The sequence below is a fragment of the Marinobacter fuscus genome (genome assembly GCF_003007675.1).
GTDB classification, from domain to species: Bacteria; Pseudomonadota; Gammaproteobacteria; order Pseudomonadales; family Oleiphilaceae; genus Marinobacter; species Marinobacter fuscus.
In genome coordinates this window covers 68,962-81,126 of record NZ_PXNP01000053.1, presented here as the reverse complement: position 1 = coordinate 81,126, position 12,165 = coordinate 68,962, and the positions used below count along the sequence as shown (strand labels likewise).

Annotated in this window: 10 protein-coding genes; 3 read left to right on the top strand and 7 right to left on the bottom strand. The window is 57.0% G+C overall.

Features of this window, described 5'->3' with window-relative positions:
* Positions 1–11: 11 nt before the first annotated feature.
* A complete protein-coding gene (msrB, locus tag C7H09_RS08580; RefSeq protein ID WP_106762141.1) occupies positions 12–437 on the top strand; it encodes a peptide-methionine (R)-S-oxide reductase MsrB in 426 nt (141 codons plus the stop codon).
* Here msrB and C7H09_RS08575 read toward each other — a convergent pair.
* Positions 434–922, bottom strand: a complete 489-nt coding sequence (locus C7H09_RS08575) for a molybdopterin-dependent oxidoreductase (RefSeq protein WP_276309313.1) — start codon at positions 920–922, stop codon at positions 434–436. The genes msrB and C7H09_RS08575 overlap by 4 nt on opposite strands.
* 274 nt (positions 923–1,196) lie before the next feature.
* Here C7H09_RS08575 and C7H09_RS08570 point away from each other — a divergent pair, with 274 nt between their 5' ends.
* Complete coding sequence (locus C7H09_RS08570) at positions 1,197–1,961, top strand: lysophospholipid acyltransferase family protein (RefSeq protein ID WP_106762140.1); 765 nt, start codon at positions 1,197–1,199, stop codon at positions 1,959–1,961.
* 9 nt (positions 1,962–1,970) lie between these two features.
* Here the strand turns inward: C7H09_RS08570 and C7H09_RS08565 are convergent, their stop codons facing one another.
* Positions 1,971–2,948 carry a calcium/sodium antiporter gene (locus C7H09_RS08565; protein WP_206074297.1) on the bottom strand — a complete coding sequence of 326 codons (978 nt, stop codon included), beginning with the start codon at positions 2,946–2,948 and terminating at the stop codon, positions 1,971–1,973.
* Between the two features lie 455 nt (positions 2,949–3,403).
* Here C7H09_RS08565 and mqo point away from each other — a divergent pair, with 455 nt between their 5' ends.
* Positions 3,404–4,888: a malate dehydrogenase (quinone) gene (gene mqo, locus C7H09_RS08560; protein WP_106762139.1), complete on the top strand. Its 1,485-nt coding sequence runs from the start codon at positions 3,404–3,406 to the stop codon at positions 4,886–4,888.
* Positions 4,889–4,950: 62 nt separating this feature from the next.
* Here the strand turns inward: mqo and C7H09_RS08555 are convergent, their stop codons facing one another.
* The 5 genes from C7H09_RS08555 to C7H09_RS08530 form a co-directional block, all read right to left on the bottom strand.
* Positions 4,951–5,841: a chemotaxis protein gene (locus tag C7H09_RS08555; protein ID WP_106762138.1), complete on the bottom strand. Its 891-nt coding sequence runs from the start codon at positions 5,839–5,841 to the stop codon at positions 4,951–4,953.
* A 571-nt stretch (positions 5,842–6,412) separates the two neighbouring features.
* Positions 6,413–6,799 (bottom strand): T6SS effector amidase Tae4 family protein, encoded by a 387-nt coding sequence (locus tag C7H09_RS08545; RefSeq protein WP_106762136.1) that lies wholly within the window; start codon positions 6,797–6,799, stop codon positions 6,413–6,415.
* A gap of 3 nt (positions 6,800–6,802) precedes the next feature.
* On the bottom strand, positions 6,803–9,958 hold the full coding sequence (locus tag C7H09_RS08540) for a type I restriction endonuclease subunit R (RefSeq protein WP_106762135.1): 3,156 nt from the start codon (positions 9,956–9,958) through the stop codon (positions 6,803–6,805).
* Between the two features lie 22 nt (positions 9,959–9,980).
* A complete protein-coding gene (locus tag C7H09_RS08535) occupies positions 9,981–11,432 on the bottom strand; it encodes a putative DNA binding domain-containing protein (protein WP_133166215.1) in 1,452 nt (483 codons plus the stop codon).
* Complete coding sequence (locus tag C7H09_RS08530) at positions 11,392–12,135, bottom strand: virulence RhuM family protein (RefSeq protein ID WP_240616539.1); 744 nt, start codon at positions 12,133–12,135, stop codon at positions 11,392–11,394. Before C7H09_RS08530 ends, C7H09_RS08535 begins: the two co-directional genes overlap by 41 nt.
* Positions 12,136–12,165 lie beyond the last annotated feature (30 nt).

The following is a 12,165-nucleotide window of genomic DNA, read 5'->3' as shown; positions in this document are numbered from 1 at the left end:
GGAGCAATCGAATGGCCCAGTCTGCCGCAGGTTATAACCTGACCCCGCTGACCCCTGAACAAATCAACGAGCTGGCGGCGAATCTGACCGCTGAAGAGCGCCGCGTATTGCTGGATCACGGCACGGAGCGGCCGTTTTGCGGCACCTTGCTGGATAACAAGAAGCGTGGGGTGTATCACTGCCGGCTGTGTGAACTGCCGCTGTTCAGCTCCGACTCGAAATTCGATTCCGGCACGGGCTGGCCCAGTTTCTTTCAGCCGTTCGATCCGGAGCACATCCGGTATCTGGAAGACAGCAGTCTGGGGATGACCCGCACCGAGGTACGTTGCCCCCGGTGCGACAGTCATCTGGGCCATGTGTTTCCCGACGGCCCACCACCTACCGGCCAGCGCTATTGCCTGAACTCCATCGCTCTGGTGTTTGAAGAATCCGATTAGGTGGTGCCGCCAAACGCCACGCCATAAATCATATTTCGGCCTTTGTGGCCCATGTCCAGGGGCGCGGTGATCCAGGATTTGACGTTCATTTCCCAGGCGAGCAAAGCCGATTCCAGCGCCCGGGTGGGCACCGAACGCTCCACCGCGATGGTTTTCGGATCCAGGCCTGCGGGTAGTTCTTCGCCGCCGGTACTGGTGACATAACGGGCATCGTCGACCGGACCTCCGAGTGCATCGATAACGTCTTTCAGTGGCACACCGGTCCACATCACGCAGCCCGCGGCACCCACTGACCATTGGGTACCGCCAGCACCGTGGGGAAAGAAGGCGCGGCCATTACCGGAGCATTGCAGCACCGAGGCCACGGTCGTCACGCCCATGGTCTTAAGCTCGGCTACGGTGAAACTGCGAGGGCTCTTTACGCCCTCGATGCGTACTTCCCAGGCATCGGGATTTTCGGTGACAGCAGCGGGCGGCGCTGCCAATCAGAATGGCACGGCGTGAGGGTGAGGCAAGGCTGGGATCGTCCTGACCCCGCTGAACTCCTGCTTTGGTGTTCATGATCATCCGTCTCCGTAAATTGTTGTTGATGACGGTAAGCTGCGGGGAATGTACCTGAGTACATCTCCCTACAAGGTATAGGGTGTGGTTAAGAAATGATCAAGGCCTGCTGGTTATTCAGTTGTTTGCTGAGCCGGTATAATTGCGCGCTGACACTCCGGCCAGCCAGCGCGGATTGCACCATTGAGGAATTGAGAAATGATCAGACTGAATTTAAGTCCATTAACGGAGTCCGCCACCCTTTTGCGCCGGGCTGGTGTGGTTCTTGGTTCGGTTGGTCTGACTGCAATCTACTCGCTGCTGGTTCTGTTGCGGGCGCTGTTCGGCCGGTTGAATCGCCCGATTGTCGACAAGTATTGCCGGGAGTGGTCTGCCGCCCTCTTGAGGCTTGTTCGTGTAAGCCTGACAGTGCGCGGCGAAGTGCCGGACTTCAGCGATGGCCGCCGGTATATCATTATGAGCACCCATGCCAGCCACTATGATATTCCGGTGAGTTTTGTGTCTCTTCCGGGGACTATCCGGATGCTGGCTAAAAAGGAACTGTTCAGCATTCCGTTGCTGGGCCAGGCCATGCGCGCCGGAGAGTTTCCGTCGATCGACCGTAGCCGCCGAAACCGCGCGGTTCAGGATCTGGAAAAGGCCCGGCAGATGATGGAAAGCGGTGTCGTTCTCTGGGCGGCGCCGGAGGGCACACGCTCACCAGATGGTCGCTTACTGCCGTTCAAGAAGGGCTGCTTTCATCTGGCGCTGGATACCCAGGCGGTGATTGTGCCCGTGGCCATCCGGGGTATTCACCGGGTGTTACCCGCCCGTAGCTGGCACATCAATCTGGGGCAGCCAGTGGATGTGAGAGTTGGCAGGCCGATTGATACCGCTGGTAAAAGCAAGCAGGACATTGCCCGGCTCATGGACGATGTCCGCCAGGAAATCGAAGCCCTGCTCGGAAACGGTGAAGCGGAGTAGCCCGGCGCCTCAGGCGGCAGCGGAGACAACCGTTGAGAGCAGGTAGCCGGTGTAAGCCAGGTAGGCTGTAAGCAGCAGAGCGCCGTCGAACCGGGACACCAGTTTGCGCCACCCGGTCAGGCCGAAACCCATGACCAGCAATGCCAGTGTCAGGCCCAGCATCAGCGTCCAGTCTCGGTACAAGACTTCCGGATCGACCGACAGCGGTTTGATGACCGCTGCCAGACCCACCACCGCCAGGGTATTGAAGATACCAGACCCCAGAATATTACCCAATATCAGGTCGTGCTGGTTCTTCTTAACCGCCGCAATAGCAGCGGCCAGTTCGGGCAGAGAGGTGCCAATGGCAACGATGGTCAGGCCGATGACCAGATCGCTGACGCCAAGCGTTTGGGCAATCGAGACCGCCCCCCACACAAGCAGCCGGGAACTGACAACCAGCAGAACGAGCCCGATCGCCAGCCAGCCGATGGCCGACTTCAACGGCATTTCAACAACGACTTCTTCGCTGGTGTCGCTGCCAAGCGGATCGCCCTTGCCCTTGATGCCCTGGTAAATAGACCAGCCCATCACAGCGGCAAACACGCCCAGCAATACCCAGCCATCAAGACGGGTCAGCTCGCCGTCGATGAGCTGGGCGCCCGCGATAAGGGTAAGTACTACCAGCAGAGGCAGCTCCTTCCGGATGACCTGGGAGTGCACAGCAATGGGCGAAATAAGCGCAGTAAGCCCGACAATCAATGCAATGTTGGTGATGTTGGAACCATAGCCATTGCCCAGTGCCAGGCCGGGGTTGCCATCGGCAGCTGCCATGGCAGAGACCGCCAGTTCCGGCGCAGAAGTACCAAAACCGATGATGACCATGCCGATAAGTAACGGGGGCATGCCCAGATGTTTAGCGGTGGCCGCGGCACCCTCAACAAATTTGTCTGCGCTCCAGACCAGAAGAATCAAACCGGCGATAACGGCCCCGATAGCCATCAGCATAGAAAAACCTCAGTAAAAGAACCTGATCACAGCCCCGATAACCCGAAGGGTGTGTTGGGCGCACAAGATACCGTAAACAGGGCGGCAGGTCAGTAATCCTGTGTTTTGATTACCAGATCGCAACTGGTCCAGACAACTTGCCAGGCAGTATCAGACTAAAGTTGCGCTGATGTTTGGGATAAAACACGCAACAATTGGCGAAAAAAATGACACGTAAGCGGCACCCGACTGACAGGCTTGCCCTGAAAAAAGACACTGGTCTACGTCGCTCTGTTGGCACACACCAATTGCTAAACGCAATTTATTCTCAGATCAAAAAACGGGATAATTGCGCCCAATTTCAGACCGGAAGCTCTCGGCAGCGCCGTCTACCTCGCGCCTGGCCGGATTCCGACAGTCACTTTGCTGATCGTGAAGTGGCGCCATGCTTCAACACAAAGCTAGGGTGAAAACCAATGGCCGTTAGACAGGCAGACGTAGTGCTGGTCGGAGGAGGCGTCATGAGCGCCACCCTCGGCATGATGCTCAGGCAGCTGGATCCTTCTCTGGATATTGTCATGGTGGAACGACTTGATCACGTTGCCCATGAAAGCACCGATGGATGGAACAACGCGGGTACCGGCCATGCCGGTTATTGTGAGCTCAACTACACACCCGAAACCGGCGATGGGGATGTCGAGATTGCGCGGGCGCTACAGATCAACGCCCAGTTTGAAGTGTCACTGCAGTTCTGGTCTTACCTGGTGGAGCAGGGCATCCTGCCGGAACCCTCCAGCTTTATTAACCGCACACCGCACCAGAGTTTTGTCTGGGGCGAGAAAGATGTGGCCTTCCTTAAACGTCGGCATGAACGTTTGAGTGCCCACCACCTGTTCCGTGAAATGGAATACACCGAACGCCCGGAAGAGCTCGAAGAATGGATGCCGCTGGTGGTTCGTCATCGGGATCCGATGGAACGTGTGGCGGCCACCCGGATCAAGCACGGCTCTGATGTGGATTTCGGTTCCCTGACCCGAAGCATGGTGAAGTGGCTGGAAACCCAGCCTAACTTTGAGCTGATGCTCAGCAGCCCGGTGCATTACATCGACCAGCGCGATAACGGCCGCTGGAAATTGCGGGTGAAAAACCAGAAGACCGGCGAACTGACCAAGCTGGAAACCGGTTTCGTGTTCCTGGGTGCCGGCGGTGGTGCCTTGCCGTTGCTGCAAAAATCCGGTGTGGATGAGGCCCGTGGTTACGGCGGCTTCCCGGTGAGCGGGCAGTGGCTGGTGTGCCAGAAGCCGGAAATCGTTCAGGAACACCACGCCAAGGTATACGGTAAGGCGCCGATTGGTGCCCCCCCCATGTCGGTTCCGCATCTGGACACCCGTATTATCAATGGCGAACCGGCCTTGCTGTTTGGCCCCTTTGCCGGATTCACCACCCGCTTCCTGAAAAAAGGTTCCATGTTCGATCTGTTCGGTTCGGTGCGCGCCACCAACCTGCGGCCCATGCTGTCGGTAAGCAAGAGCAACATGGATCTGACCCGCTACCTGATTGGTGAAGTGTTCCAGTCCCACGGTGATCGGGTTGCTGCCCTGCGCAACTTCTTCCCGGATGCCCGCGAAGAAGACTGGCGCCTGCAAATGGCCGGGCAGCGAGTGCAGATTATCAAGCAGACCGCCGAAGGCGGTGGCAAGCTGGAATTTGGCACCGAAATCGTGGCGGCCAAAGACGGTACCCTGGCAGCGCTGCTGGGGGCATCGCCGGGCGCCTCTACGGCTGCCAATGCCATGCTGAATGTGCTGGAGCGTTGCTTCCCGGAGAAGCTGCAGACTGAAGAGTGGCAATCACGCATGCGCGATCTGATCCCGTCTTACGGCCAGTCGCTGGTGGACAACGAAGAACTGTTGAATACTGTGCGCGAGCGCACGCTGGCTGCGCTTAAGCTGGGTGAGTAATACGCTGCTCCTGTGGCCATCACAGGAGCGGTTTCAGAAAATGGAACCGATAGCCAGCCGGATCAGGGTGTCTGGTTGGCGCCTCGCAACATGGCCTGCAAAAGCTCGTCGGCATCAAACTTGGTGAGCGCTTCATTGGCGCCCACCTGATTGGCGTAGCTCAGGCTCATCTCGCTGTTCAGCGACGTATGCAGAATGATGTAGGGCTGCTTCAGCGAGGCGTTGTCCCGAACGTCGAACGCCAGCTCGTAGCCATCCAGCCCTGGCATCTCGATGTCGCTCACCAGAATCTCGATGGGATGCCCCAGTTCGTCCTCTCGCAACAGCACCTGCAGGGCTTCGTTGCCGTTGGTGGTTACGTGATAGTGAATGCCTTTGCTGTCCAGCACATCGCTCAGTTGCTTACGGGCAACCTGCGAGTCATCCACCAGTAGAATATTCAGGGATTTCAGAGTCTCGCTCTGCACATCGGACAAGCTGACGTCCTGGAAATCCAGAGATTCCGGGTACACTCGTGCCAGCAACAGTTCCACATCTAACAACTGGATAATGTCGCCATCTACATCCAGCAGGCCGGTGATAAACGCATTAGTGCCCAGCGCCTTGGGTGGCGGCATCACACTGCGCCAGTCGGTCTCGATAATCTGCTGGACATTGCGCACCAGAAAGCCGATTTCCTTGCGCTGGATATCGGTGATGATAATGGAGCCTTTTTCCCGTTCCTCACGGGACAGCGGGGGATAGCCCACCGCCGCCGACATATCGATCACCGGCACCGCCGAGCCCCGGAACGTGGCGGTGCCAATCACCGCATGATGGCTGTGCGGCAGCTTGGTCAGCCGCTGAAACGGCAGAATCTCCCGGATTTTCAGGGTGCCAATACCAAACAACCGCGAGCCCAGCAGGCGGAACAGCAGGAGTTTCTGGGATTGTGAGGTTTTGTTGGCAGACATAATTAACCCTGTTCAAAAAAGACCTGCCCTGGTGCAAGGCAGTGTTGAGCTCAACGGCCGCGAGCAAGAACACTTTAGGGCCGATAGATGCCGTATCTGTAGTAATAATAGCAGTTCCGAAGACGGGTAATCGTCAGGTGGTTTGTTTCAATTGGTTGCGGGTTGAGTGGGCTGGGTGTCCGGGTCTGTGTGTTCTAAGTGACAAAAGTGACTTTGAAGGGTCAACCGATGCCCGTAGCCAGTAGGGTTAATTCTGGAGCCTGCCTGTTGATCCGATATAAGGAGTTTTTTGAGGTTTCAGGAAATAGTTGCTGTCGTATTTTTTTAATTACCTGATAACGCTTTTCGGAATCGCACTGAAATGTTCATCGGCGGCTTCGTCCCAGCATAAAGCCAGTTAAGCCGCCTGCAATAATGCTGCCCGCGCTTGCTAACAGGAAGATTCGGATATTCCTGGAGGCGTCATCTTCACCCTGATGGAATGGGCCTCCGATGGTGCCGATGATGTAGAAAACGCCGTAACACAAGATCAGCCCAACCGCTGCGAAAACGATGCTGAAAACTACCGCTCTCATGACTGGGCCCGCCAGAACAGAATCTCTTTAGACTTCCCGAAGTCACTCCAATAGCCTTCCAGTGACAGCCCCATGCTTATTCTCAGCCACGATGTCCAATCCGTGAGGCGTGATCCGTTCCATAGATCAATGTGATCGCCGGTAGTATTGTTTTGTGGATCGCTCGTTCTTATCCAGTAGTCTTTGAAGAAATTAATTCCCTTCTCAGAGAAGGCAACCCAGGCGGCTAACGCCCCTCGCCAAAGTGCAGCACCTTCAACGCCTGATCGGGCAGTTTTTTCGACGCTTGGTTGCCACTTGATAGACAAGGCGTGGCCACCTACAGGGGCAGCACCCTGGCTCGCGTTTAGCTGGCCGTCGAAGGCCTCGGTATAGTAATTCATTACTCACCTTGTCCAGTGGTTAGATAAGGCTTCCGCCTGTTCCATAATCAACTCAATCGCCGCTGGCGCCTTATCCGGCGGGTACTTGTACCGCTGCAACGTCCGCCGCACCAGAATCCGCAGCTTGGCCCGCACACTCTCCCGCACCTGCCAGTCCACGGTGGTGGATTTGCGCAGCTTATCGGTAATCTCCACAGCGATCTTCTTCAGGGTTTCGTCGCCCAGCTCCCGCACGGCGCTTTCATTGCTGGCCAGGGCATCGTAGAAGGCCACTTCGTCCGGGTTCAGGCCGAGGGCGGCATCCCGCTCCATTTCAGCCTGGAACTGCTTGGCCATGGCGATCAGCTCTTCTATGACTTGAGCTGTCTCAATCCCACGGTTGTTGTACTTGCGCAGCGTCTCTTGCAGGCGGTCGGCGTACTTCTTTTCCTGAACTACGTTATTGCGTGTCTTGGCCTTGATGTCGTCTTTGAGCAGCTTTTCCAGCAGCTCCACCGCGAAGTTCTTGTAGGGCATTTGCCGAACGTCTTCCAGGAACTCGTCAGAGAGCAGGCCGATGTTGGGCTTGTCCAGGCCGCACAGGGCGAAGACATCGGTAACCCCTTCGGCGATGAGAGCGTTGTTCAGGATCTGCCGCAGCGCCGTGTTCTTCTCTTCCTCAGTCAGCTTCTTGTCCACGCTGGTGAACTTGGTGATGGCAGTTTTCACCTGTGACAGGAACGCGACTTCTTTCTGCAGCGCCTGGGCCTCGTCCAGGGTGGCGCACAGGGAGAAGGCCTTGTTCATCGCCAGCACCGTATCCAGGAAGCGCTTCTTGCCGTCTTCCAGGCTGAGCACGTAGTTGGCGGTCGGCACCAGGAACTTGTGGGGCTCGGTTTCAAAACCGCTATAGCTGAAGCCCTTGCCTTTAGGGCCGGGGGCAAACATGCCGTGGATGATGTCCAGCTTCTCGAGCAGGATGGCGTAGGCTTCTTCGGCACTGTGGGTGGGAGTGCCTTTGCCCTTGGCGTCGGTGTAGGTTTTCAGGGCCTGCTTGAGCTCGTTGGCGATGCCGATGTAATCCACCACCAGCCCGCCGGGCTTGTCCTTGAACACGCGGTTCACCCGGGCAATGGCCTGCATCAGGTTGTGGCCCTTCATGGGCTTGTCCACGTACATGGTGTGACAGCAAGGCGCATCGAAACCGGTCAGCCACATATCCCGCACGATCACCAGCCTGAGCGAGTCGTTGATGTCCTTGAAGCGCTTCTCGAACCGCTTCTTGGTCTGTTTGTTGTGGATGTGCGGCTGCAGCAGGGGGCGGTCAGAGGCGGAGCCGGTCATCACAATCTTGATGGCGCCTTTCTCCGGATCGTCGTCGTGCCACTCCGGGCGCAGGGTGACAATCTCGTTATAGAGGTGAACCGCAATCTCCCGGCTCATGGCCACGATCATGGCCTTGCCATCGATGGTGTTGGAGCGGGTTTCAAAGTGGTTCACCAGGTCTTCCGCCACCTGCTTCAGGCGCGGGCCGGCACCGACCAGCTTTTCCAGCCGGCTCCACTCGCCCTTCGTTTTCTCGCGGCTGCCAACGTCTTCGTCGTCTTCAACCACTTCCTCCACCTGCTCAGACAGCTCTTCGATCTGCTCGCGGTTGATGTCCAGCTTGGCCAGGCGGGATTCGTAGAAGATAGGCACCGTCGCACCATCGTCCACGGCATCCTGGATGTCGTAGATGGACACGTAATCGCCGAACACGGCCCGGGTGTCTTTGTCTTCGCTCTCGATGGGGGTGCCGGTAAAGCCGATGAACGAGGCATTAGGCAGGGCATCGCGCATGTGGCGGGCGTAGCCAAACTTGTAGGTGCCGTCTTTCTTGAGGGTGGCTTTCAGGCCGTACTGGCTGCGGTGGGCTTCGTCTGAGATCACCACGATGTTGTGGCGGTCGTTCAGAACCGGGTGGCCAGATTCGTCGTTTAGCAGGGCGAACTTCTGTACCGTGGTGAAGATAATGCCGCCGGATTCCCGCTCAGACAGCAGGCGGCGAAGGGTATCCCGGTCGTCGGCCTGCACCGGTTCCTGCTTCAACAATTCCCGGGCGGCGCTGAAGGTGGCGAACAACTGGCCGTCCAGGTCGTTGCGGTCGGTGACCACAATCAGGGTGGGGTTGTTCATCTCCGGCTGTTGAAGCAGCTTGCCGGCGTAACAGCACATGGAAATGCTCTTCCCGGAACCCTGGGTGTGCCACACCACGCCGGCTTTCTTGCTGCCGGGCAAAACCTCATCGCCGTAGGTAGCGCGTTTCTCGCCGATCCCATGCTGGCTCATATCCTGTGCAGCAATCACCGTCGCCTTCACCGCCTCACGCACCGCATGGAACTGGTGGTATCCGGCAATCTTCTTGATCAGCTTGTCGGAATCCGTCTCGAAGATCACAAAGTATCGGATGTAATCCAGGAACAGCTCCCGGTCGAAAAAGCCTCTCACCATGGTTTCCAGCTGCCATTCCAGCAGCGGCTTGTCGTCTTCGTGCTTGAGGGTGCGCCAGGGCATGTAACGCTCCTGGGTGGCGGTGAGGGAGCCTACCCGAGCCAGATACCCGTCGCTGATGATGGCGGCTTCGTTGTAGGCAAAAAGATCGGAGCATTCGTCTTTATAGGTCTGGATCTGGTTGTAGGCGTCCCAGATGTTCACATTCTCGGCGCCGGGGCTCTTCAGCTCCAGCACCGCCAGCGGTAGCCCGTTGATAAAGCAGATCACGTCCGGCCGGCGGAGCTGTTTAGAGCCCTCAATGGTGAACTGGTTGATGGCCCGGAAACGGTTGGCAGACAGGTCGCCAAAATCCACCAGAAAGGCCTGGTCGTGAACAACCTTGTCGTCGCGCTTGTACTCAACCGGCACACCGTCCAGCAGCAGGCGGTGAAAGGCCCGGTTGCTGATCACCACATCCAGGCTTTCGGGTTTGCGCACAACGGCCACAGCCTGTTCAACGGCGCTTTGGGGCAGGTGAGGGTTGATGCGCTGTATCGCAGCCTCAAGATCCGCCAGCAACAATACCTGCCGGTAGTCGGCCCGCTCCGGGGCTTCACCATCCGGCGCCAGGTCTGGCCCATGGGCGATTTCCCAGCCGCCTTCGGCGAACCATTGCAGGCATTGTTGTTCCAGCTGATCTTCAGTCATCCCGTACTACCTTTTCGGTTTCTTATCCTTGGAGTTCCTGCAAGGAGCTCGTTGTAATATAGGCTTGGCGTTTATCATTGGGTGATTGGGGGAACGCCAATGTCAGTGATTTATCTTCAACCATCACACTCAAATACTGGTGCCTGAGTGTGTCTGCTGTTCGGTGCAGTAACTCTGCCAGGCAGGAGCGGGTGACGTACTGCCCATTGCAAAGCCTAAGAATAATGGCTTTCATCGTCTCCGGGGCCAGTCGTTTGCTTGTTGCAGAAGGTTCTGCAATAGCGCTAAGTTTCTGGTAGAACTCCGGTGTTAGATTCTCCAAATGGTGAATGGCAGGAGCCTTGAGGGCCGGTGAAATCAAACGGCCAAACGCATCCCTGCGATCAACGGTCGAATCGCTATCGCCGGAGTAAGGTGCCTTCCCGATGGACTGGGGCGCCTTATCACCGGAGTAGACCTCCGTATCACCGGAGTAGTTTGCGCTATCACCAGAGTAATTACTTTTGTCACCGGAGTAAGTTTTTTGGCCTGAAACTCTATCCTCTGAGGATGGCTGATCTACGCCAATCGATACGCCGAATACCTGCTCCGGAGTTGGCATGCCCGCCCCCGGAAGGTGATATACCGCGCCCCGACCATGGCCGTTTGCTTCAAGCATTCCGTTTTTTACCAGGGATTGCAGGGCAACCGTAATATCATGGGAGTGGTCTGTAGTGATCTCGGAGATACGGCCATGAGAAACCACCTGTTCAGTTGCGGCGGTCGCCAGTATCAAGCGTCCAAGACGAGGCAGAACGCTATAAGCCTCGCCAAAACGTTCCTCCAATTGCTGCTGAACCTCCTCAGGCATTAACTCGAGCATGCGAAGTTCGAGCAGCGTTTGCGGTGGCTCGTCGATTTCGTAAAGTGCGGGTCGCCGCCAGTGGCGCCAGTTCCACCCACTGTAGATCTTCGGTATGCCGGAGCCCGCTCTTTCGCCCAGACCTATCATCAGAAACATCTGGTGCATGATCCGGTTACGGCAGTCAGACTCTCCCCCCTGTACGGCCCTGTCGACGGGAATTCTCATATCACCGGGGTTCCGGAAACCAAACATGTCCGGTCGCTTCACCACCAGGACGGAAATCCTCCCAGAAAAGTCGGCATGCACCAGAGTGTTTACCAATGCTTCACGAATGGCTTCATGCACCGGAGTGTCGTCCCGACGCTGACCGGCGCTTAATCGAAAAGGAACCTTGAGCGTGTCTGGGTTGGTGAGCTTACGGTACACAATTCGGTAAAAGTCGAACAGATTGCCCGACCAGGTGCCGTCTGGTACCAGACGGTCTACCCAGCGTAATTCTGTCTTGGCCTCTGGGCGCTCTTGATAATCCACGAAGTTCAGCCCGAATAGCCATTCTGTTGTTTTCTCTGTTTCAAGCTGGCGTATCAATTCAAGTAACCCTCTGATTGAGCCAAACAGTTTCTTGGCCAATCGCCACTTCCAGCTGCGCCTGGCCATCTCCGCGCAACTGGCCGAACAGCTCGGTGGCTTCGCCCTTGGCGATAAGCGTTTGTTTGAGTTCGCCAATGGCTTTCAGGGCTTCGTCTAACTCCAGTGGCTGCATATCCGGCTGCTTGATGCCCACCTCGGCCAGCTGCTGCTCGTCGTAGCCTTGGAGCAGGCTCCAGGAGCGGGCGTAGTCGCTGATCACCCGGGCGACGGCTTCGCCTTCACTGGAGACCAAGTCCTGATTGGTGAGGGTACGGCTGAGCAGATCAACGGCCTGCTCAAACTCGATGCCGCGCCCGGCCAAACGGCGTTGGTTGAGGGTGTAGCCCTGAACCAAGTGGTCTTTGAGAACCTGGGTTGCCCATTTACGAAATTGCACGCCACGCTGGGATTTCACCCGGTAGCCAACGGAGATGATCATGTCCAGATTGTAGTGATCAATGTCCCGCTGAACCTGACGCTTGCCCTCCTGGCGAACTATCCGGAATTTCCGGATAGTTGGTTCTTTCTCTAGTTCCCCCTCCTGAAACACATTGGCCACGTGCTCGTTGACGGTGCGCACGTCTTTGCCAAACAGCTCCGCCATCTGGACTTGACTGAGCCAGACGGTTTCCTGCTCCAGTGCCACTTCCAGCTGCGCCTGGCCGTCACTTGAGGTGAAGATTCTTACTTGTTGTTCAGCCATGACAGTTCCTTGTCGTTGTTTACAAGCCGC